The sequence below is a fragment of the Enterobacter sp. R4-368 genome, assembly GCF_000410515.1.
Lineage (GTDB): Bacteria > Pseudomonadota > Gammaproteobacteria > Enterobacterales > Enterobacteriaceae > Kosakonia.
Genome location: NC_021500.1, coordinates 3,855,116 through 3,876,674 on the forward strand (window position 1 = coordinate 3,855,116; position 21,559 = coordinate 3,876,674).

The window sequence follows — 21,559 nt, forward strand, 5'->3', positions numbered from 1 at the left end:
AGGATTTTGAGAGGCAGCCTCAAATCCCTTCGCCGGCGTTATCCGGATCAGGTTCGACGGGTATTTTCTCAGCACACGCGCATGGCGTAGCACCCCGTTGAGAACGCCGCTATTGTAATGATTTGGTAAAAAATGCGAAAGCCTTATGGATCCGGTGGCGCAAACCAGGCGGATTTAAAGTCGAACCAGCCCAGCGTGTTCATGCGCAGCCCGCGCATGGTGCGCTGTCCCTGAATCCTCAGCCAGTGGTGGATCAGCGGTACGATGGCTTTACTGGCGAGCAACTGTTGCGACCAGACGGCAAGATTCATCTCCCCGTTGCGCCATTTTGCCGCATCTGCCTGCCAGTCGAGCGGAATACAGTGCTGTAGCAGCGGTACTTCGTAGAGGTTGGCGAACACCGAGAAATCCAGCGGCAGCGTGAAATTGGCGCTGTTAAGCCAGATATCGCTCCCGGCTTCGCCCCGATGCCACTCCTCGTAATCCACTTCCTGCACAATCAGCTTCACGCCGTGTTCGGCCAGCAGCGTGCTCATGGTACGTGACAGCGCTTCGTGCTCGTTATGTTCGCGATAGAACGTGAGCGTCAGGGTTTCCAGACCCGCTGGTTTTTCACCACTACCGGGGCGGGCATGGTGCCAGCGCGGCAGCAGACCGTAAGCCGGGAACCAGTAGCGTTGGTACTGCTCATTGGCGTGCCACAGCAGATTAGTGGGGGAGAGCACATGGCTGACCCACTCCCTGACCGCCGGGTTCGCGCCACGACTGGATCGCGCATCAAACAACAGGTAATAACAGCCCTCTTCGAGGCGGCTTTCCACCGCTTTTTCGCCGTCGGTTGGCCCCTCAAGCGTCAGGCCGCTGGTCGGTTCATCGCTCAGATCCGGCAACACCCAGACGTTGACTTCATCGATCAGGGCGCGAAAGCCGAAGTAGTCATCAAAGGCGTGGATTTTTAACTGATTAGTGGTATTGCGCGTCACGGCGTAAGGGCCAGTACCAATCGGCTGGCTGGCGAAGTTGCTTATCGTGTTCCATTCACGCGGCAAAATCATTGCCGGCACATGCCCCATCAACCACGGCAGCCAGTTATCCGGCTGGCTGAGATGGATATCCAGTGTCCAGGGCGTCGGCGAGATCACTTCGCGGATATGTGAGTAGAGCGGCAGAGCCGTGGCGCGCTCCAGCGATGCAATCACATCACTCATTTCCAGTTCGCGGCCGTGATGAAAATGAATGCCTGGGCGTAAATAAAATCGCCAGTGCAACGGGGAAATCAGCTTCCAGTGGTGGGCGATATCCGCTTCCAGTTCCCCGTTTTCCTCATTTATGCGCGTCAGCGCACTGAAGATTTGCCGTGCTATATGGGTTTCGGAACGACGTAATGCACTACCTGGCAGCAGGTTACGCAGTGGCCGGTAGTAAAGGACCCGCAGGATATGTCGCCCCTGGCGAAAGCTCCGGCCGAGATGCGAAACCAGCATCTGGCGCACGGCCTTTTTATCGCCGACCAGTTGCACCAGTTGATCGATGCGATCCTGCTCCAGCAGGTCTTCGGCGCGCTGTTGCTGGAGCGCAAGGCCGGTATATAGAAAGGTGAGCCGCGAACGTTTGCCACGGCCGGCTTCAGCATCCCAGGTCAGCCAGCCGCGCTCCTGCATGGTATTGAGCAGGGTGCGCATATGGCGGCGCGAACAGCTAAGCAGCTCCGCCAGCTCGTTAAGCGTCGTTTCTTGTGACTTCCCATCGCAGCATTGCCACAGACGGATGAACTGTTGTTGCAGGCGGCCGGACGACATAAAAGGGGAACTCCTGATAAAAACTCAGCAATTTATTAATCCCTATATTAAGCCAATACTTCTCTGCGATGAAAGCGAGGAGGTCATATGCTGAGATCATCCATACGACGGTTTTATCTGGACTATTTTCACGCCACGCAGGATGCGGGCTGGCTCGCCCGCCTGAGCGCACGGCAGCGCCTGAAAATGCTGGAAGAGCTGATGCAGTGGGAAGTGACAACGCCGGTCTCGAAAGACTGAATCGCCGAAATCATGTGTGACTGAGTATTAAGTGCGAATGCACCCGCCAGCAAAATGTTTTTTGCTGGCTTTTTTCGTTTTATGCTGACAGCCGCTTTTTACGCTTTCCCTTTTTGCCGTGCTAACAAGGAAATATTCATGCTCTGGTTAATGACGATGGGACGCCGCCTTAATGGCGTTTACGTCGCTTTTATGATCGTCGCCTTTATGATGGGAGTTGCCGGAGCGCTACAGGCACCGACGCTCAGCTTGTTCCTGAGCCGGGAAGTGGGCGCTGAGCCGTTCTGGGTTGGGCTGTTTTATACCGTCAACGCCATAGCCGGGATTGTGGTCAGCCTTGGGCTGGCAAAACGATCCGACAACCAGGGCGACAGGCGCAAACTGATCCTCTTTTGTTGCCTGATGGCGGTGGGCAATGCGCTGTTATTCGCCTTTAACCGCCACTATCTGACGCTTATCACCTGCGGTGTGCTGCTGGCCTCGCTGGCAAATACCGCCATGCCGCAGCTTTTCGCGCTGGCGCGTGAGTATGCGGACAGTTCTGCACGTGAAGTGGTGATGTTCAGTTCTGTCATGCGCGCACAACTCTCGCTGGCGTGGGTGATTGGCCCGCCGCTGGCGTTTATGCTGGCGCTTAATTACGGCTTTACCGCCATGTTTTCCATTGCCGCCGGGATTTTCGTTATCAGCCTGGTGCTGGTGGCGTTCTGGCTGCCTTCGGTGGCGCGTGTTGAACAGCCCGCCGACGTGGCGGTGACGCAGGTCAGCGGCTGGAGCGATAAAAATGTACGCATGCTGTTTATTGCCTCCACGCTGATGTGGACCTGCAACACCATGTACATCATTGATATGCCGCTGTGGATTAGCCTGGAATTAGGGCTACCCGACAAACTGGCCGGGATTTTAATGGGTACGGCGGCAGGGCTGGAGATCCCAGCGATGATCCTGGCGGGCTTTTTTGTCAAACGCATCGGTAAACGGCGCATGATGCTCACCGCGGTTGCGGCGGGTGTGTTGTTCTACATTGGCCTGATTTTTTTCCACAGCCAGACGGCGTTACTTTCCCTGCAACTGTTTAATGCGGTGTTTATCGGGATTATCGCCGGGATTGGCATGTTGTGGTTTCAGGATCTGATGCCTGGGCGGGCAGGTTCGGCGACCACGCTGTTTACCAACAGTATTTCGACCGGCGTGATCCTGGCCGGGGTGATCCAGGGCGCGCTGGCGCAAAGCTTTGGTCACGGCGCGGTTTATATCGGCATTGCGGTGATTTCAGTGCTGACGCTGTGGCTGACCAGCCGCGTTAAAGACGTATAAACGAAAAAAGGCCCGGAAACCGGGCCTGTTGTTGGCTAGCGCATAAAAGCGGGCTGTTTGTTTTCGTAAGCGGCGATGGCATCGTCGTGCTGTAACGTCAGACCGATGCTGTCCAGACCGTTCAGCATGCAGTGGCGGCGGAAGGCGTCAATCGAGAAGCTGTACGACTTTCCGCCCGCATTCACCACTTGCGCTTGCAGATCCACCTCAAAGCTAATGCCCGGGTTGTTCTGCACCAGCGTAAAGAGCTCATCCACTTCTTGATCGCTCAACGTTACCGGCAGCAGCTGGTTGTTAAAGCTGTTGCCGTAAAAGATGTCGGCGAAACTTGGCGCAATCACCACTTTGAAACCGTAATCGGTCAACGCCCACGGCGCGTGTTCACGTGACGAACCGCAGCCAAAGTTTTCCCGCGCCAGCAAAATCGATGCGCCTTTGTATTGTGGGAAATTCAGCACGAACTCCGGGTTCGGCTGTTGGCCTTTGTCATCCAGAAAACGCCAGTCGTTAAACAGATGGGCACCAAAACCGGTGCGCGTGACCTTCTGCAAAAACTGCTTCGGGATAATGGCGTCGGTATCCACATTCGCGGCATCCAGCGGAACGACCAGGCCGGTATGTTGGGTAAATTTCTCTGCCATGGTTGTTCTCCTTACAAGCTGCGAATATCAGCGAAATGACCGGTCACGGCGGCGGCGGCGGCCATCGCCGGGCTAACCAGATGCGTGCGCCCGCCGCGGCCCTGGCGGCCTTCAAAATTACGGTTACTGGTCGATGCGCAACGTTCACCCGGATTCAGGCGATCGTTATTCATGGCCAGGCACATGGAGCAGCCCGGCAAGCGCCATTCAAAACCGGCTTCAATAAAGATTTTGTCCAGACCTTCGGCTTCCGCCTGTGCTTTCACCGGACCGGAGCCAGGCACAACCAGCGCCTGTACGCCCGGCGCGACTTTGCGCCCTTTGGCGATTTCCGCCGCTGCGCGCAGATCTTCAATGCGCGAGTTGGTGCAGGAGCCGATAAAGACTTTATCGATAGCCACTTCCGTTAACGGTACACCAGGTTTCAGCCCCATGTAGGCCAGTGCTTTTTCTGCTGAAGCGCGCTCAACCGGATCGGCGAACGAGGCCGGATCGGGAATGATATCGGTCACTGAAATAACCTGACCCGGATTGGTGCCCCAGGTTACCTGCGGGGCGATCTCTTCGGCCTGCAACGTAACTACGGTGTCGAAAACCGCACCTTCGTCGGTATGCAGGGTTTTCCAGTAGGCCACTGCATCATCGAAGTCTTTGCCCTTCGGCGCATGCAAACGACCTTTCACGTAGTTAAAGGTGGTTTCATCCGGGGCGACCAGGCCGGCTTTTGCGCCCATCTCAATCGCCATATTGCACAGCGTCATACGGCCTTCCATGCTCAGCGCACGGATAGCGTCACCGCAGAACTCAACCACGTGCCCGGTGCCGCCGGCGCTGCCGGTTTTACCAATGATCGCCAGCACGATATCTTTCGCGGTGATCCCCGGTGCGGCCGTGCCTTTGACTTCAATTTTCATGGTTTTGGCGCGACCCTGCTTCAGGGTTTGCGTCGCCAGAACGTGTTCCACTTCCGATGTACCGATACCGAAAGCCAGCGCGCCAAATGCGCCGTGGGTGGCGGTGTGGGAATCGCCACAAACGATGGTCATGCCCGGCAGGGTGATGCCCTGTTCCGGCCCCATTACGTGGACGATGCCCTGATACGGGTGGTTCAGGTCATACAGTTCAACGCCGAATTCGTTGCAGTTTTTGATCAACTCCTGCATCTGAATGCGCGCCATCTCGCCGGAAGCGTTGATGTCTTTAGTTTGTGTCGAGACGTTGTGATCCATCGTCGCGAAGGTTTTACCCGGCTGGCGCACCGGACGGTGGTGCGCGCGCAGCCCATCGAACGCCTGCGGTGATGTCACTTCATGCACCAGATGGCGGTCGATATACAACAGTGGGGTTTCGTTTGGCGCTTCATAGACCACATGGGCGTCAAATAACTTTTCGTACAAACTTTTAGCCATGATTACACCCCTTCAGCGACATAACGAGCGATGATGTCGCCCATCTCATCGGTACTGACAGCGGCGGCGCCACGGGCTAAGTCGCCGGTGCGCACGCCTTCTTCTAATGCACGATTGATAGCGCCTTCGATGGCGTCAGCCGCGTCGCCTGCATTCAGGCTGTAACGCAGCAGCAGCGCCAGCGACAGGATCTGCGCAATCGGGTTGGCGATATTTTTCCCGGCGATATCCGGCGCGGAGCCGCCTGCCGGTTCATACAGACCAAAACCTTGTTCGTTCAGGCTGGCGGAAGGCAGCATGCCCATCGAACCGGTGATCATGGCGCATTCGTCGGAAAGAATGTCGCCGAACAGGTTGGAACACAGCAGCACGTCAAACTGGGACGGATCTTTAATCAACTGCATGGTGGCGTTGTCGATATACATATGCGCCAGTTCAACGTCCGGGTATTCGCCCGCGATTTCGTTGACGATTTCGCGCCACAGCAGCGAGGTTTGCAGCACGTTGGCTTTATCAATCGAGTGGACTTTTTTGCGGCGTTTGCGCGCTGATTCAAACGCGATACGCGCAATGCGCTCGATTTCAAAACGGTGATAGATCTCGGTATCAAATGCTTTTTCATGCTGGCCGCTACCTTCGCGGCCTTTCGGTTGACCGAAGTAGATGCCGCCGGTCAGTTCGCGCACGCACAGAATGTCGAAACCGTTGGCGGCGATGTCTTCGCGCAGCGGACAGAATGCTTCCAGACCCTGATACAGTTTTGCCGGGCGCAAGTTACTGAACAGTTTGAAGTGTTTACGCAGCGGCAGCAACGCGCCTCGTTCCGGCTGCTGCGCCGGAGGCAGATTTTCCCATTTCGGACCGCCGACAGAACCGAACAGAATCGCATCGGCTTGTTCGCAGCCTTCAACCGTGGCCTGCGGCAGCGGGTTACCGTGACGATCGATGGCAATGCCGCCGACATCATAATGGCTGGTGGAAATACGCATACCAAAACGGTTACGTACGGCTTCCAGAACTTTCAGCGCTTGTGCCATTACTTCTGGACCGATACCGTCACCCGGCAACACAGCAATATGGTAATTCTTCGACATCACACGGTTTCCTTGTTGTTTTCTTTGTTCTGAGCCTGGCGTTGCAACTCTTTTTCGACTTCGGCGGCGCGCCAGATGTTGTTCAGTACATGCACCATGGCTTTGGCGGAGGATTCCACAATATCGGTCGCCAGACCGACGCCGTGGAAGCGGCGACCGTTGTAGTTCACCACGATATCAACCTGACCCAGCGCGTCTTTGCCCTGGCCTTTGGCGCTCAAATCGTATTTCACCAGTTCGATGTCATAGGCCGTCACACGGTTAATGGCCTGGTAGACCGCATCGACCGGGCCGTTGCCGTTGGCGGCTTCGGCTTTGATCTCTTCGCCACACGCCAGCTTCACAGACGCGGTGGCGATATCGTTGGAGCCGGACTGCACGCTGAAGTAATCCAGGCGGAAATGTTCTGGCTCTTCCTGCTGTTTATTAATGAATGCCAGCGCTTCCAGATCGTAATCAAAGACCTGGCCTTTTTTATCCGCCAGCTTCAGGAAAGCGTCGTACAGATTATCCAGGTTGTAATCGGCTTCTTTGTAGCCCATCTCTTCCATGCGGTGTTTCACCGCAGCGCGCCCGGAACGGGAGGTCAGGTTCAACTGAACCTGATTCAGACCGATGGATTCCGGGGTCATGATTTCGTAGTTTTCGCGGTTTTTCAGCACGCCGTCCTGGTGAATACCGGAGGAGTGGGCAAATGCGCCGGTGCCAACAATGGCTTTATTCGCCGGAATCGGCATATTGCAAATCTGGCTGACGGTCTGGCTGGTGCGCCAGATTTCATGGTGATTGATTTGGGTGTGCACGTTCATGATGTCTTTGCGCACTTTGATTGCCATGATCACCTCTTCCAGCGAGCAGTTACCGGCGCGTTCGCCGATACCGTTCATTGCGCCTTCTACCTGGCGTGCGCCGGCGTGTACTGCGGCGATGGCGTTGCCCACGGCCAAGCCTAAATCGTCGTGAGTGTGAACAGAGATAATGGCTTTATCGATATTTGGTACGCGTTCGTACAGACCGGAGATGATATTGGCGAACTCGAACGGCATGGTGTAACCCACGGTGTCCGGAATGTTGATGGTTTTCGCACCGGCATTGATGGCGGCTTCAACGACGCGCGCCAGATCGCCAATCGGGGTGCGACCTGCATCTTCACACGAGAACTCCACGTCGTCGGTATAGTTGCGAGCGCGTTTAACCATGTAAATGGCGCGTTCAATCACTTCATCCAGCGTGCTGCGCAGCTTGGTTGCGATATGCATTGGCGAGGTGGCAATGAATGTGTGGATACGGAACGCTTCGGCAACTTTTAACGACTCTGCTGCAACATCAATATCTTTTTCGACGCAGCGGGCGAGGGCGCAAACGCGGCTGTTTTTTACCTGGCGCGCAATGGTTTGTACGGATTCAAAATCGCCCGGGGAAGAGACCGGAAAACCCACTTCCATTACATCAACGCCCATACGCTCCAGCGCCAGGGCGATTTGCAGCTTCTCTTTCACGCTCAGGCTCGCCTGTAACGCCTGTTCACCATCACGTAATGTGGTATCGAAAATAACGACTTGCTGGCTCATGGTTTAGGTCCTTGTCTCTTAGGTCGCCTCGCTACGAGCATAAAAAAACCCGCGCCAAGGCGCGGGTTCTTAATCTTAACTGGAAGGACGATTCAACTCAGAATGTCGCCCACCGGTCTACCGCGCACGAGAGATGCGTTTAGTAGTAGTAGACCAGCGAAACCGACGTTGCGAATCATGAATCATGCTCCAGGTGAATGCGATATGCTTTTAGTGGTACTGGATACGTAAGTTAATGTCAACCCCTCGTCTGAAAAGCGTAGCTTAAGAGCGCCGATTATTTTGTTGCGCTTTAGTTAATAATTCTGCCTATACGATGGAAATACGTTTTTCATGCTTACGCATTACCGGTTGTATCTGGCGTTACGTAGTATTTAAAGTCTTCCGTAAAAGCGAAGTGAATAATCGAGTGATGGGTAAAGGAAAACAGCGATTGAGATATATTTTTATTGTGATTACAGAATGTTTGGTAAGGTAAAAATATATGAAGAACTCCCTTAATTTAAGATGAAAAAGTTAATTTTCATTCGCCTGGAAAATAAAACAGGAGCTTTATATATTCCTAATTTGTCACACCGTACTTCTAATAATGTTATATGCGTGATAAATCATCTTCCTGAATATTATTATTACGCAGGTCGAGGGAGCTCATGATGACGACGGATTGCAAAATACCTGGTGAAGATGTTTATAATCAGCATGTTAATGAAGAGGGGAAACCGCAGTTACGTTCTGTCGATCTCAATTTATTGACTGTTTTTGATGCAGTAATGCAGGAACAAAATATCACCCGCGCGGCACATGTTCTGGGAATGTCGCAACCCGCAGTAAGTAATGCTGTTGCGCGGCTTAAAGTCATGTTTAATGACGAACTTTTTGTTCGCTATGGGCGTGGGATCCAGCCAACGGCGCGCTCGTATCAACTTTTTGGTTCTATCCGCCAGGCGCTGCAATTGGTGCAAAATGAACTGCCCGGTTCCGGATTCGATCCGCTTAGTAGTGAACGTGTATTTAATCTGTGTGTTTGTAGCCCGCTGGATAATCTTTTAACGTCAGCGATTTACAATCGCGTAGAGAAAATTGCCCCCGGTATTAATTTAGTATTTAAATCCGATCTTAATCACAGCACCGAGCACCAGCTGCGTTATCAGGAAATTGAGTTTGTGATTGGCTACGAAGAGTTTCGCCGGCCTGAATTTTCATGTATCCCACTATTTAATGATGAAATGGTACTGGTCGTCAGCCATCAGCATCCCCGCCTCAATGCGCTCACCACAGAAAACGCCATCTTCAGAGAACAGCATGCGGTGGTTTCGCTGGACCGGTACGCGTCATTTAGCCAGCCATGGTATGACAGCGTAGATAAATGCAGTTGTATTGCTTATCAGGGGATGGCGCTGACCAGCGTATTAAGCGTGGTTTCGCAAACTCATCTGGTGGCGATTGCCCCGCGCTGGTTAGTGAAGACATTTGCTGAAGGGCTGGATTTAGCGATGCTGCCGCTCCCGTTAGATCTGAAGAGCCGCACATGTTACCTCTCCTGGCATGAAGCCGCAGGCAGAGATAAGGGCCATCAATGGATGGAAGAGCTTCTGGTGTCGGTGTGTAGCCATTAGCCAGTGGGCAGAATCATCCAGCGGTGAAAGCGTTTGGTTATTCTGCTCTGTTTTTTTCTGGCAGTATTTTATCCTGATTTACGTCTGTCGCAATGACAGACGATGTTGCAAAAATGGATCAATTACTGGACAACTTCGTATTCGGATGATGAATGGTCATCGTCTTTGCTTATCACAGATGTTTCCACCAATTCTGCGTTTCTGACGTCGTTTTTTCACTTTTGTACAGGCTTCACCGCAAGGGCTTGCTAATTGCCTGCCAGATTTTGAGCGGTTATGGTAACTGCCATTCATAATCAGAGTGCAGGGATTTCCTGTTCTGAACAGAGCGACAGCGCGGAAATGATTTTCGCCGTCAGTCGACAAACGTAAGCCTGGAGGCAAAGCATGGAGATGTTGTCTGGAGCCGAGATGGTCGTCCGATCGCTTATCGATCAAGGCGTAAAGAAAGTATTCGGCTATCCCGGAGGCGCGGTTCTTGATATCTACGATGCCCTGCATACCGTCGGCGGTATTGAACACGTGCTGGTTCGCCACGAACAGGCGGCGGTACATATGGCCGATGGCCTGGCGCGGGCGACGGGTGAAGTGGGCGTGGTCCTGGTAACTTCCGGCCCCGGCGCGACCAACGCCATTACCGGCATCGCTACGGCATATATGGATTCTATTCCGCTGGTGGTGCTCTCCGGTCAGGTTGCAACGTCGCTGATTGGCTATGATGCTTTCCAGGAGTGCGACATGGTGGGGATCTCCCGCCCGGTGGTAAAACACAGTTTTTTAGTCAAGCAAACGGAAGATATTCCCGGTGTATTAAAGAAAGCTTTCTGGCTTGCCGCCAGCGGTCGCCCTGGACCGGTAGTGGTGGATTTGCCGAAAGACATTATGAACCCGGCCAATAAGCTGCCTTACGTCTGGCCGGAATCCGTCAGCATGCGTTCCTATAACCCGACAACGCAGGGACATAAAGGCCAGATTAAGCGCGCTTTACAAACGCTGGCGGCGGCGAAAAAGCCGGTAGTCTATGTTGGCGGTGGCGCGATCAATTCAGCCTGTGAAGTACAACTACGCCAGCTTGCTGAAAAACTGAATTTACCGGTTGTCTCTTCATTGATGGGGCTGGGGGCATTTCCTGCTTCCCACCGACAGGCGCTCGGCATGCTGGGCATGCACGGGACTTACGAAGCCAATATGACGATGCACCATTCGGATGTCATCTTTGCCGTTGGCGTGCGTTTTGACGATCGCACCACCAACAATCTGGCGAAATATTGCCCGGATGCGACGGTGCTGCATATCGATATCGATCCGACGTCTATTTCCAAAACCGTGCAGGCAGATATTCCGATTGTTGGTGATGCGCGGCTGGTGCTGGAACAGATGCTGGAATTGCTGGATCAGGAAGCGTATCCGCAGCCGTTAGATGAGATTCGCGACTGGTGGCTGCGCATCGATCAATGGCGCGCCCGCCAGTGCCTGAAATACGATACCCAAAGTGAGAGCATTAAACCGCAGGCGGTGATCGAAGCGGCCTGGCGCCTGACGAAAGGTGAGGCTTACGTGACATCAGATGTCGGCCAACACCAGATGTTCGCCGCGCTTTACTACCGCTTTGATAAGCCGCGCCGCTGGATCAACTCTGGCGGGCTGGGCACGATGGGATTCGGTTTGCCTGCGGCGCTCGGCGTGAAGATGGCGTTGCCGGATGAGACGGTGATTTGCGTGACCGGCGATGGCAGTATCCAGATGAACATTCAGGAGCTTTCTACCGCTTTACAGTACGAATTGCCGGTGCTGGTGCTCAATCTGAACAACCGTTACCTGGGCATGGTGAAGCAGTGGCAGGACATGATTTATTCTGGTCGCCATTCGCAATCGTATATGGAATCACTACCTGATTTCGCCCGCCTGGCGGAAGCCTATGGCCATGTTGGGATCCGCATTACGCGCCCGGATGAGCTGGAAGCGAAACTCGCTGAAGCACTGGAACAGGTGAAGAATAATCGCCTGGTGTTTGTTGATGTTACCGTTGACGGTAGTGAACACGTTTATCCGATGCAGATCCGCGGTGGCGGTATGGATGAGATGTGGTTAAGCAAAACGGAGAGAACCTGATTATGCGCCGGATATTGTCTGTATTACTGGAAAATGAATCGGGCGCGTTATCGCGCGTGATTGGTTTGTTCTCTCAGCGGGGTTACAACATTGAAAGCCTGACTGTTGCGCCAACCGATGATCCGACGTTATCAAGAATGACGATCCAGACCGTTGGCGATCAGAAAGTGCTCGAACAGATCGAAAAGCAACTGCACAAACTGGTTGATGTTCTGCGTGTCAATGAATTGGGGCAGGGGGCGTACGTTGAGCGCGAGATCATGCTGGTGAAAATTCAGGCCAGCGGCTACGGGCGCGAAGAGGTGAAACGCAACGCGGAAATTTTCCGTGGGCAGATCATTGACGTTACCCCTTCTATTTATACGGTTCAGCTTGCCGGAACCAGCGACAAACTGGATGCGTTTCTGGCGACGATCCGCGATGTCGCAAAAATCGTTGAAGTCGCGCGGTCTGGCGTGGTGGGGTTGTCGCGCGGCGACAAAATCATGCGTTGATCGTGATCGTTCTCTCCATTTATCTGCCCGGCCTCTTACGCCGGGCTTTTTTTTGCGAAATCATACGGAACCCGATACGAAAGCGGTTGCCGCAGTGAGTATTCTGCGCTTAGATGTTATGGAAATTAGCCTATATCCCTAAAAAGGTTATGGAGTGCACTATTTTAAGGGGCAATTGTGAAACTGGATGAAATCGCCCGGCTAGCCGGCGTCTCACGAACCACGGCCAGCTACGTCATTAATGGTAAGGCGAAGCAGTATCGTGTCAGCGACAAAACCGTCGAGAAAGTGATGGCGGTTGTTCGTGAGCATAACTACCACCCGAACGCGGTGGCGGCTGGGCTGCGAGCAGGACGAACTCGCTCGATTGGGTTGGTTATCCCCGATCTTGAAAACACGAGCTACACGCGTATTGCCAACTATCTGGAGCGCCAGGCGCGTCAGCGCGGCTATCAGCTTTTGATTGCCTGCTCTGAAGATCAGCCTGACAACGAAATGCGTTGTATTGAACATTTGCTGCAACGGCAAGTGGACGCGATCATTGTATCCACTTCTCTGCCGCCGGAGCATCCGTTCTATCAACGGTGGGCGAATGACTCCTTCCCGATCGTCGCACTCGATCGTGCGCTGGATCGTGAACACTTCACCAGTGTCGTCGGTGCCGATCAGGATGATTCGGAAATGTTGGCGGAAGAGCTGCGTAAATTCCCGGCGGAGCGTGTGCTTTACCTTGGCGCTTTGCCGGAGTTATCGGTGAGCTTCCTGCGTGAGCAGGGCTTTCGCAGCGCGTGGAAAGACGATCCGCGCGAGGTTCAGTATCTCTACGCCAACAGTTATGAGCGGGAAGCCGCTGCGCAACTGTTTGAGAAATGGCTGGAAACCAACCCGATGCCGCAAGCAATGTTTATCACCTCGTTTGCCTTATTGCAGGGGGTGCTGGATGTGACGTTGCGTCGCGACGGCAAGTTGCCATCTGATTTGGCGATTGCCACCTTCGGCGATCATGAGTTGCTGGATTTCCTGCAATGCCCGGTGCTCGCGGTGGCGCAGCGTCATCGCGATGTGGCCGAACGCGTGCTGGAGATCGTGCTGGCAAGCCTTGATGAGCCACGCAAACCGAAAGCGGGGCTTAGCCGTATTCGCCGTAATCTTTACCGTCGCGGCATACTTAGCCGGGTATAGTTTCGGGTGAAAGGCAGCGACAGCTGCCTTTTTACTATTCATCTCTCACCTTTAATCAAATTATTGTTAAGACTCTCCTAAGATAAATCCTTAATTTCCCAATGGCTGCTGTTAATTTATTTTGCCCATTCCTTAAAAAACATTTTTAAAGGGTAATTGAGAAGTAACTTATCCCGGTTTTTGTATTGAATTGTTACATCTAAAAAAGGCCACGTGCATTGAATTAACGTCCATTTATCGCGTTAAGGTTTTATCATTGCGGAAGTGCCGCCGCGCTGTGCGTGCGTTGATGTAACTGGTGCTGTTAACTCTCTTCAATATGTCTTAAAATGCCGCCCGCGTCGCAAACTGACACTTTATATTTCGCGCGCAGAAATTGAATGGTTTTAAACGCGCGTGCGCATATTCTGTTTTTTTTCTTGCAAATATTCATGACGTTAATTTGCCTCGTAAGCTGAGCACTATTTCACCGACGCAGATATTCGCTGCGAATAAGGGATCTTTTGTTCTGGTTAGCCATTGCGCTGGCTTGACAAGCTTTTCCTCCGCTCCGTAAACTCCCTCAGTGGGGATTTGTGGGATAAAGTGGTGTAAAAGGGTCACCTGGGGGTGAATCGGAAATGTTCCGTGGAGCGACGTTAGTCAATCTCGACAGCAAAGGGCGGTTATCCGTTCCCACCCGATATCGGGATTTGCTGCAGGAGAATGCCTCCGGTCAAATGGTTTGCACCATTGACATCCGTCACTCATGCCTGCTGCTTTACCCTTTGCCCGAATGGGAAATTATCGAGCAAAAACTGTCGCGTCTGTCGAGCATGAACCCGCTCGAACGGCGCGTACAACGTTTGTTGCTGGGGCATGCCAGCGAGTGCCAGATGGATAGCGCCGGGCGCATTTTGATTGCGCCTGTTTTACGGCAACACGCCGGATTAACGAAAGAAGTGATGCTGGTCGGGCAGTTCAATAAATTTGAGCTGTGGGACGAAACGACCTGGTATCAACAGGTCAAGGAAGATATCGACGCTGAGCAATCGGGTTCCGAAGCGCTTTCGGATCGGTTGCAGGATTTGTCTCTGTAATGATGATGGAAAATTTTAAACACACGACGGTGCTGCTGGATGAGGCCGTTAACGGCCTGAATATTCGTCCGGATGGCATTTACATCGATGGCACTTTTGGTCGCGGTGGTCACTCGCGCTTGATCCTCTCCCAACTGGGAGCGGAAGGACGCTTGCTGGCGATCGATCGCGATCCGCAGGCGATTGCTGTAGCACAAACCATTGATGATCCCCGCTTCTCCATCATTCATGGTCCCTTTTCTGCGCTTGCTGATTATGTCAGCGAGCGCGACCTTATTGGCAAGATTGACGGCATTCTCCTCGATCTTGGCGTCTCTTCACCGCAGCTTGACGATCCGGAACGCGGCTTTTCCTTTATGCGTGATGGCCCGTTAGACATGCGTATGGATCCCACTCGCGGTCAGTCTGCCGCCGAATGGTTACAAACTGCTGATGAAGCCGACATCGCCTGGGTTTTAAAAACCTTTGGTGAAGAACGCTTTGCCAAACGTATTGCCCGCGCCATCGTCGAGCGCAACCGTCTCGATCCCATGACCCGCACCAAAGAGCTGGCGGAAGTGGTGGCGGCGGCAACGCCGGTGAAAGACAAATTCAAACATCCCGCGACCCGTACCTTCCAGGCGGTGCGCATTTGGGTGAACAGTGAACTGGAGGAGATAGAGCTGGCGCTAAAAAACTCGCTCGGCGTGCTTGCCCCGGGAGGGCGGCTTTCGATTATCAGCTTCCATTCACTGGAAGATCGCATTGTGAAACGCTTTATGCGTGAGCAAAGCCGTGGCCCGCAGGTTCCTGCCGGGTTGCCGATGACCGAAGAGCAACTCAGGAAACTGGGTGGCCGTCAGCTGCGAGCCTTAGGAAAGTTGATGCCGGGCGAAGAAGAAGTGGCTGAAAACCCACGTGCCCGTAGTTCAGTTCTGCGTATTGCAGAGAGGACGAACGCATGATCGGCAGAGTGACAGAGACCCTGAGCAAAGTGAAGGGATCGTTAGGAAGCAACGAGCGCCATGCTTTGCCTGGCGTGATCGGCGACGATCTTTTGCGATTTGGGAAACTGCCACTCTGCTTGTTCATTTGCATCATTATGACGGCAGTGACGGTGGTCACTACCGCCCATCACACGCGTTTATTAACCGCACAGCGTGAACAACTGGTTATTGAGCGCGACGCGCTGGATATCGAATGGCGCAACCTGATCCTTGAAGAGAATGCGCTCGGCGATCACAGCCGGGTTGAACGGATCGCCACAGAGAAGCTGCAAATGCAGCATGTCGATCCCTCACAGGAAAATATTGTGGTGCAGAAATAGAGATGAATAAGGAATCACGCAACGCATGAAAGCAGCGGCGAAAACGCTTAAACCGAAACGCCAGGAAGAACAGGCCAACTTTGTCAGTTGGCGTTTTGCGTTGCTTTGCGGTTGTATTCTGCTGGCACTGATGTTTCTGCTCGGACGCGTTGCCTACCTGCAAGTCGTCAATCCGGACATGCTGGTGCGTGAAGGGGATATGCGTTCCCTGCGTGTACAAGAAGTGGCGACGTCGCGCGGGATGATAACCGACCGTTCTGGCCGCCCGCTGGCGGTGAGTGTCCCGGTGAAAGCCATCTGGGCGGATCCGAAAGAGTTGCACGATGCGGGTGGTGTGACGCTCGATAATCGCTGGAAAGCGCTCTCTGACGCGCTGAATATGCCGCTCGACCAGCTTGCTTCACGCATCAATGCCAACCCGAAGATGCGCTTTATTTATCTTGCGCGTCAGGTTAACCCGGATCTCGGTGATTACATTAAAAAGCTGAAATTACCCGGGATTCATCTGCGTGAAGAGTCTCGCCGTTACTATCCATCCGGAGAAGTGACTGCTCACCTCATCGGTTTTACCAACGTCGACAGCCAGGGCATTGAAGGCGTTGAGAAGAGCTTTGATAAATGGCTCACCGGTCAGCCGGGCGAACGCATTGTGCGTAAAGACCGCTACGGGCGCGTGATAGAAGATATTTCGTCTACCGATAGCCAGGCGGCGCACAATCTCGCATTAAGTATTGATGAACGTTTGCAGGCGCTGGTCTATCGCGAGCTGAATAACGCCGTAGCGTTTAACAAAGCAGAGTCGGGCAGCGCTGTGCTGGTGGATGTGAACACCGGCGAAGTGCTGGCAATGGCCAACAGTCCTTCCTATAACCCAAACAACTTCACCGGCACATCGAAAGACGCGATGCGTAACCGCGCCATTACCGACGTATTTGAGCCGGGTTCCACCGTGAAACCGATGGTGGTTATGACCGCGTTACAGCGCGGCGTGGTGACGCCAAATACGGTGCTGAACACGGTGCCTTATCGTATTAACGGCCATGAAATCAAAGACGTGGCGCGATACAGCGAATTAACCCTCACCGGGGTCTTACAGAAGTCGAGTAACGTCGGTGTTTCTAAGCTGGCGTTAGCGATGCCCTCCTCAGCGTTAGTAGATACTTACTCACGTTTTGGCCTGGGAAAAACGACCAATTTGGGGATGGTCGGGGAACGCAGTGGCTTATTTCCTCAAAAACAACGGTGGTCTGACATAGAGAGGGCCACCTTCTCTTTCGGCTACGGGCTAATGGTAACGCCGTTACAGTTAGCGCGAGTCTACGCAACCATTGGCAGCTACGGCATCTACCGTCCGCTGTCGATCACCAAAGTTGATCCGCCAGTTCCGGGCGAACGCATCTTCAACGAATCCATTGTCCGTACCGTGGTGCACATGATGGAGAGCGTGGCGCTGCCAGGCGGTGGCGGTGTGAAAGCCGCCATCAAGGGTTATCGTATCGCGATTAAAACCGGTACGGCGAAAAAAGTCGGCCCCGATGGCCGCTATATCAATAAATACATTGCTTACACCGCTGGCGTCGCGCCTGCCAGCCGCCCGCGCTTTGCGCTGGTGGTGGTTATCAACGATCCGCAAGCGGGTAAATACTACGGTGGCGCCGTGTCCGCGCCGGTCTTTGGTGCCATCATGGGTGGCGTTCTGCGCACCATGAACATTGAACCGGATGCGCTGACCACGGGCGAAAAAAGTGAATTTGTAATTAATCAAGGCGAGGGATCAGGTGGCAGATCGTAATTTGCGCGACCTTCTCGCTCCGTGGGTGCCAATGCTACCTGCGCGAGCGCTACGAGAGATGACACTCGACAGCCGTGTGGCTGCCTCGGGCGATCTTTTTGTGGCAGTGGTCGGTCATCAGGCGGACGGGCGTCGATATATCCCGCAGGCGATTGCGCAAGGTGTTGCTGCCATTATTGCTGAAGCGAAAGATGAAGCGAATGACGGTGAAGTTCGTGAAATGCACGGCGTTCCGGTCATTTACCTCAGCCAGTTAAATGAGCGCCTTTCCGCGCTGGCAGGCCGTTTTTATGGTGAGCCTTCCGGGCAATTACGTCTTATCGGCGTAACCGGTACTAACGGTAAGACCACCACCACACAGTTACTGGCGCAGTGGAGTCAACTGCTTGGCGAAACCAGCGCGGTGATGGGCACGGTGGGCAACGGTCTGTTGGGTAACGTCGTACCGACGGAAAATACCACCGGATCTGCTGTCGACGTTCAGCATGTCATTGCCGGACTGGCGGCGCAAAACGCGACCTTTGCGGCGATGGAAGTCTCTTCCCATGGTCTGGTACAGCATCGCGTGGCGGCACTGAAATTTGCCGCCAGCGTGTTCACCAATTTAAGCCGCGATCACCTGGATTATCACGGTGATATGGCGAACTACGAAGCCGCGAAATGGCTGTTGTTCTCTTCACATCATTATGGTCAGGCGATCATTAATGCCGACGACGAAGTTGGCCGTCGCTGGCTGGCCAAATTACCGGACGCCGTTGCGGTATCGATGGAAGACAATATCAATCCGGACTGTCATGGTCGCTGGTTGAAAGCCGTGAGCGTTGATTATCACGACAGCGGTGCGACGATCTATTTCGACTCCTCATGGGGCGAAGGTGAAATTGAAAGCCGCCTGATGGGTGCGTTTAACGTCAGCAATCTGCTGCTGGCGCTGGCGACGTTGCTGGCGCTGGGTTACCCGCTGAGTGAACTGCTGAAAAGCGCATCACGTCTGCAACCAGTTTGCGGTCGTATGGAAGTGTTCAGCGCGCCGGGTAAACCCACCGTGGTGGTGGATTATGCCCATACGCCGGATGCGCTGGAAAAAGCGCTGCAGGCGGCGCGTCTGCACTGCACTGGCAAGCTGTGGTGCGTGTTTGGCTGTGGCGGCGATCGCGATAAAGGCAAACGTCCATTAATGGGCGCGATTGCTGAGCAGTTCTCTGATGTACCGGTGGTGACGGACGACAATCCGCGTACCGAGGAGCCGCGCGCCATTATTAATGACATCCTCGCGGGCATGCTGGATGCGGGTCAGGCTCGCGTGGTGGAAGGCCGGGCAGAAGCGGTGACCAATGCCATCATGCAAGCCAAAGAGAACGATGTCGTGCTGCTGGCCGGTAAAGGCCACGAAGATTATCAGATTGTGGGTACACGCCGTCTGGATTACTCCGACCGCGTCACCGCGGCGCGTTTGCTGGGGGTAGTAGCATGATTAGCGTAGCGCTGAGTCAACTTACCCGCACGCTGCACGCGGAACTGCACGGCCAGGATGTGGTGATTGAGGCGGTAACCAGCGACACACGTAAACTGACGCCGGGCTGCCTGTTTGTTGCGCTGAAAGGCGAGCGTTTTGATGCTCACGACTTCGCTGACAAAGCGAAAGAAGGGGGCGCGGGCGCGCTGCTGGTGAGCCGAAAACTGGATATCGACCTGCCGCAGTTAGTGGTGCAGGACACCCGCCAGGCTTTTGGCGAACTGGCTGCCTGGGTTCGCCAGCAAGTGCCAACGCGCGTGGTGGCGCTGACCGGTTCTTCCGGCAAGACGTCAGTGAAAGAGATGACCGCTGCCATTCTCAGCGAATGCGGCAATACGCTCTACACCGCCGGCAATCTTAACAATGATATCGGCGTGCCAATGACCTTGTTGCGCCTGACCAAAGAGCACCATTTTGCGGTGATTGAACTGGGGGCGAACCACCAGGGCGAAATCGCCTGGACTGTTAGCTTGACGCGCCCGGAAGCGGCGCTGGTCAATAACCTGGCGGCCGCGCATCTGGAAGGCTTTGGCTCGCTTGCCGGTGTGGCGAAAGCGAAAGGCGAAATCTACACCGGTCTGCCCGCTAACGGTATCGCCATTATGAATGCTGACAATAATGACTGGCTGAACTGGCAGAGCATCATTGGCGATCGCAAAGTCTGGCGCTTCTCACCCAACGCAGCGAACAGCGATTTTACCGCGACGAATGTGCATGTGACTTCACATGGCACTGAGTTCACGCTGCAAACCCCAACCGGCAATGTGGATGTCACTCTGCCACTGCCGGGTCGCCACAACATCGCCAATTCGCTGGCAGCAACGGCGCTGGCAATGGCGGTTGGCGCAAGCCTGGACGCGGTAAAACGCGGGCTGGCAAACCTGAAAGCCGTACCGGGGCGCTTATTCCCGGTGCAGTTGGGTGAAAACCAACTGCTGCTGGATGACACCTATAACGCCAACGTTGGTTCTATGACCGCGGCTGCCCATGTGTTGTCCGAAATGCCGGGTTACCGGGTGATGGTGGTTGGCGATATGGCCGAACTGGGTGATGAGAGCGAAGCGTGTCATATCCAGGTCGGTGAAGCGGCGAAAGCCGTCGGCATTGATAAAGTTCTGAGCGTCGGCACGTTGAGCAAAGCGTTGAGCAAAGCCAGCGGCGTAGGCGAGCATTTTAACGATAAAGCGGCAGTAACAGCGCGCTTAAAGGCGCTCATCGCTGAGCAGAAAATTATTACTATTTTGGTGAAAGGTTCACGTAGCTCCGCCATGGAAGAGGTGGTACGCGAATTACAGGAGAACGGGACATGTTAGTGTGGCTGGCCGAACATTTGGTCAAATATTATTCCGGCTTTAACGTCTTTTCCTATTTGACGTTTCGCGCCATTGTCAGCCTGCTGACCGCGCTCTTCATCTCCTTGTGGATGGGGCCGCGCATGATTGCCCGCTTGCAAAAACTCTCTTTTGGTCAGGTTGTACGTAACGACGGCCCGGAATCGCACTTCAGCAAACGCGGTACGCCGACGATGGGCGGGATCATGATCCTGACCGCGATTGTGGTTTCTGTTGTGCTATGGGCGTACCCATCCAACCCCTACGTCTGGTGTGTTCTTGTCGTGTTGGTGGGTTACGGTGCGATTGGCTTTGTCGATGACTACCGCAAAGTGGTGCGCAAAGACACCAAAGGCCTGATTGCACGCTGGAAGTATTTCTGGATGTCGGTTATCGCGCTGGGCGTAGCGTTTGCGCTCTATCTGGCGGGCAAAGATACCCCCGCGACCGAGCTGGTGGTGCCGTTCTTTAAAGATGTGATGCCGCAACTGGGCATGTTTTACATTCTGCTGGCTTATTTCGTGATTGTTGGCACCGGTAACGCGGTCAACCTGACGGATGGCCTGGATGGCCTGGCGATTATGCCGACGGTTTTCGTTGCCGGCGGTTTTGCGCTGGTGGCATGGGCGACCGGCAACATGAATTTTGCTAACTATCTGCACATTCCTTATCTGCGTCATGCAGGGGAACTGGTGATTGTCTGTACGGCGATTGTCGGCGCTGGGTTAGGGTTCTTGTGGTTTAACACCTATCCGGCACAGGTTTTTATGGGCGATGTCGGTTCACTGGCGCTGGGCGGCGCGCTGGGCATTATCGCCGTGCTGCTGCGCCAGGAGTTCCTGCTGGTGATCATGGGCGGGGTGTTTGTGGTGGAAACACTGTCGGTCATTTTGCAGGTTGGTTCATTCAAACTGCGCGGCCAACGTATTTTCCGTATGGCGCCGATTCATCACCACTATGAACTGAAAGGCTGGCCGGAACCGCGCGTGATCGTGCGCTTCTGGATTATTTCGCTGATGCTGGTGCTGATTGGCCTGGCAACGCTGAAGGTACGTTAATC

Annotated in this window: 19 protein-coding genes and 1 riboswitch; of the genes, 13 read left to right on the forward strand and 6 right to left on the reverse strand. The window is 54.1% G+C overall.

Translation table 11 applies throughout. The annotated features are described in order from the left end of the window. Nucleotides 1-6: 6 nt before the first annotated feature. Nucleotides 7-107: riboswitch (TPP riboswitch) on the reverse strand. 36 nt (nt 108-143) lie between these two features. Continuing rightward, on the reverse strand, nt 144-1,799 hold the full coding sequence (gene sgrR / locus H650_RS18005) for an HTH-type transcriptional regulator SgrR (protein WP_020456529.1): 1,656 nt from the start codon (nt 1,797-1,799) through the stop codon (nt 144-146). A gap of 87 nt (nt 1,800-1,886) precedes the next feature. Between sgrR and sgrT the strand changes: the two genes are divergently transcribed. Together sgrT and H650_RS18010 are read left to right on the forward strand one after the other, a co-directional pair. Further along, on the forward strand, nt 1,887-2,039 hold the full coding sequence (sgrT, locus tag H650_RS24830; protein ID WP_020456530.1) for a glucose uptake inhibitor SgrT: 153 nt from the start codon (nt 1,887-1,889) through the stop codon (nt 2,037-2,039). Nucleotides 2,040-2,177: 138 nt separating this feature from the next. Continuing rightward, on the forward strand, nt 2,178-3,356 hold the full coding sequence (locus tag H650_RS18010) for a sugar efflux transporter (RefSeq protein WP_020456531.1): 1,179 nt from the start codon (nt 2,178-2,180) through the stop codon (nt 3,354-3,356). Nucleotides 3,357-3,391: 35 nt separating this feature from the next. Here the strand turns inward: H650_RS18010 and leuD are convergent, their stop codons facing one another. From leuD to leuL, 5 genes are all read right to left on the reverse strand, one after another. Continuing rightward, complete coding sequence (leuD, locus tag H650_RS18015; protein WP_020456532.1) at nt 3,392-3,997, reverse strand: 3-isopropylmalate dehydratase small subunit; 606 nt, start codon at nt 3,995-3,997, stop codon at nt 3,392-3,394. A gap of 11 nt (nt 3,998-4,008) precedes the next feature. After that, entirely contained in the window at nt 4,009-5,406 is a 1,398-nt protein-coding gene (gene leuC, locus H650_RS18020) for a 3-isopropylmalate dehydratase large subunit (protein WP_020456533.1), read from the reverse strand. A 2-nt stretch (nt 5,407-5,408) separates the two neighbouring features. Beyond that, nucleotides 5,409-6,500 (reverse strand): 3-isopropylmalate dehydrogenase, encoded by a 1,092-nt coding sequence (leuB, locus tag H650_RS18025; protein WP_020456534.1) that lies wholly within the window; start codon nt 6,498-6,500, stop codon nt 5,409-5,411. After that, nucleotides 6,500-8,071 (reverse strand): 2-isopropylmalate synthase, encoded by a 1,572-nt coding sequence (gene leuA, locus H650_RS18030; protein WP_020456535.1) that lies wholly within the window; start codon nt 8,069-8,071, stop codon nt 6,500-6,502. Before leuA ends, leuB begins: the two co-directional genes overlap by 1 nt. A gap of 92 nt (nt 8,072-8,163) precedes the next feature. Then, nucleotides 8,164-8,250 (reverse strand): leu operon leader peptide, encoded by an 87-nt coding sequence (gene leuL / locus H650_RS26155; RefSeq protein ID WP_110093646.1) that lies wholly within the window; start codon nt 8,248-8,250, stop codon nt 8,164-8,166. A 474-nt stretch (nt 8,251-8,724) separates the two neighbouring features. Between leuL and leuO the strand changes: the two genes are divergently transcribed. From leuO to mraY, 11 genes are all read left to right on the forward strand, one after another. Then, on the forward strand, nt 8,725-9,687 hold the full coding sequence (gene leuO / locus H650_RS18035; protein ID WP_020456536.1) for a transcriptional regulator LeuO: 963 nt from the start codon (nt 8,725-8,727) through the stop codon (nt 9,685-9,687). Between the two features lie 387 nt (nt 9,688-10,074). Continuing rightward, on the forward strand, nt 10,075-11,799 hold the full coding sequence (gene ilvI / locus H650_RS18040; protein WP_044489561.1) for an acetolactate synthase 3 large subunit: 1,725 nt from the start codon (nt 10,075-10,077) through the stop codon (nt 11,797-11,799). Between the two features lie 2 nt (nt 11,800-11,801). Further along, on the forward strand, nt 11,802-12,293 hold the full coding sequence (ilvN, locus tag H650_RS18045) for an acetolactate synthase small subunit (protein ID WP_007373137.1): 492 nt from the start codon (nt 11,802-11,804) through the stop codon (nt 12,291-12,293). A 177-nt stretch (nt 12,294-12,470) separates the two neighbouring features. Further along, the gene (gene cra, locus H650_RS18050) at nt 12,471-13,475 is read left to right on the forward strand and encodes a catabolite repressor/activator (protein ID WP_020456538.1); all 1,005 of its coding nucleotides are present in this window, start codon (nt 12,471-12,473) and stop codon (nt 13,473-13,475) included. 620 nt (nt 13,476-14,095) lie between these two features. After that, a complete protein-coding gene (mraZ, locus tag H650_RS18055; protein ID WP_017457919.1) occupies nt 14,096-14,554 on the forward strand; it encodes a division/cell wall cluster transcriptional repressor MraZ in 459 nt (152 codons plus the stop codon). A gap of 2 nt (nt 14,555-14,556) precedes the next feature. Then, nucleotides 14,557-15,498, forward strand: a complete 942-nt coding sequence (rsmH, locus tag H650_RS18060) for a 16S rRNA (cytosine(1402)-N(4))-methyltransferase RsmH (RefSeq protein WP_044489787.1) — start codon at nt 14,557-14,559, stop codon at nt 15,496-15,498. Further along, entirely contained in the window at nt 15,495-15,860 is a 366-nt protein-coding gene (ftsL, locus tag H650_RS18065) for a cell division protein FtsL (protein WP_017457921.1), read from the forward strand. The genes rsmH and ftsL overlap by 4 nt, the downstream gene beginning before the upstream one ends. A 25-nt stretch (nt 15,861-15,885) precedes the next feature. Continuing rightward, complete coding sequence (gene ftsI / locus H650_RS18070) at nt 15,886-17,652, forward strand: peptidoglycan DD-transpeptidase PBP3 (protein ID WP_020456541.1); 1,767 nt, start codon at nt 15,886-15,888, stop codon at nt 17,650-17,652. Beyond that, nucleotides 17,639-19,126, forward strand: a complete 1,488-nt coding sequence (gene murE / locus H650_RS18075; RefSeq protein WP_044489562.1) for a UDP-N-acetylmuramoyl-L-alanyl-D-glutamate--2,6-diaminopimelate ligase — start codon at nt 17,639-17,641, stop codon at nt 19,124-19,126. Before ftsI ends, murE begins: the two co-directional genes overlap by 14 nt. Further along, nucleotides 19,123-20,481, forward strand: a complete 1,359-nt coding sequence (gene murF, locus H650_RS18080; RefSeq protein WP_020456543.1) for a UDP-N-acetylmuramoyl-tripeptide--D-alanyl-D-alanine ligase — start codon at nt 19,123-19,125, stop codon at nt 20,479-20,481. The genes murE and murF overlap by 4 nt, the downstream gene beginning before the upstream one ends. Next, nucleotides 20,475-21,557 (forward strand): phospho-N-acetylmuramoyl-pentapeptide-transferase, encoded by a 1,083-nt coding sequence (mraY, locus tag H650_RS18085; protein WP_020456544.1) that lies wholly within the window; start codon nt 20,475-20,477, stop codon nt 21,555-21,557. The genes murF and mraY overlap by 7 nt, the downstream gene beginning before the upstream one ends. Nucleotides 21,558-21,559 lie beyond the last annotated feature (2 nt).

What these genes read in the sequence shown, in the direction of transcription:
- ilvI (WP_044489561.1), top strand. Translation starts at nt 10,075, where the DNA reads ATGGAGATGTTGTCTGGAGCCGAGATGGTCGTCCGATCGCTTATCGAT.
- sgrT (WP_020456530.1), top strand. Translation starts at nt 1,887, where the DNA reads ATGCTGAGATCATCCATACGACGGTTTTATCTGGACTATTTTCACGCC.
- leuA (WP_020456535.1), bottom strand. Translation starts at nt 8,071, where the DNA reads ATGAGCCAGCAAGTCGTTATTTTCGATACCACATTACGTGATGGTGAA.
- leuB (WP_020456534.1), bottom strand. Translation starts at nt 6,500, where the DNA reads ATGTCGAAGAATTACCATATTGCTGTGTTGCCGGGTGACGGTATCGGT.
- H650_RS18010 (WP_020456531.1), top strand. Translation starts at nt 2,178, where the DNA reads ATGCTCTGGTTAATGACGATGGGACGCCGCCTTAATGGCGTTTACGTC.
- rsmH (WP_044489787.1), top strand. Translation starts at nt 14,557, where the DNA reads ATGATGGAAAATTTTAAACACACGACGGTGCTGCTGGATGAGGCCGTT.
- leuO (WP_020456536.1), top strand. Translation starts at nt 8,725, where the DNA reads ATGACGACGGATTGCAAAATACCTGGTGAAGATGTTTATAATCAGCAT.
- leuD (WP_020456532.1), bottom strand. Translation starts at nt 3,997, where the DNA reads ATGGCAGAGAAATTTACCCAACATACCGGCCTGGTCGTTCCGCTGGAT.
- murF (WP_020456543.1), top strand. Translation starts at nt 19,123, where the DNA reads ATGATTAGCGTAGCGCTGAGTCAACTTACCCGCACGCTGCACGCGGAA.
- leuL (WP_110093646.1), bottom strand. Translation starts at nt 8,250, where the DNA reads ATGATTCGCAACGTCGGTTTCGCTGGTCTACTACTACTAAACGCATCT.
- ftsL (WP_017457921.1), top strand. Translation starts at nt 15,495, where the DNA reads ATGATCGGCAGAGTGACAGAGACCCTGAGCAAAGTGAAGGGATCGTTA.
- ftsI (WP_020456541.1), top strand. Translation starts at nt 15,886, where the DNA reads ATGAAAGCAGCGGCGAAAACGCTTAAACCGAAACGCCAGGAAGAACAG.
- mraY (WP_020456544.1), top strand. Translation starts at nt 20,475, where the DNA reads ATGTTAGTGTGGCTGGCCGAACATTTGGTCAAATATTATTCCGGCTTT.
- ilvN (WP_007373137.1), top strand. Translation starts at nt 11,802, where the DNA reads ATGCGCCGGATATTGTCTGTATTACTGGAAAATGAATCGGGCGCGTTA.
- leuC (WP_020456533.1), bottom strand. Translation starts at nt 5,406, where the DNA reads ATGGCTAAAAGTTTGTACGAAAAGTTATTTGACGCCCATGTGGTCTAT.
- mraZ (WP_017457919.1), top strand. Translation starts at nt 14,096, where the DNA reads ATGTTCCGTGGAGCGACGTTAGTCAATCTCGACAGCAAAGGGCGGTTA.
- sgrR (WP_020456529.1), bottom strand. Translation starts at nt 1,799, where the DNA reads ATGTCGTCCGGCCGCCTGCAACAACAGTTCATCCGTCTGTGGCAATGC.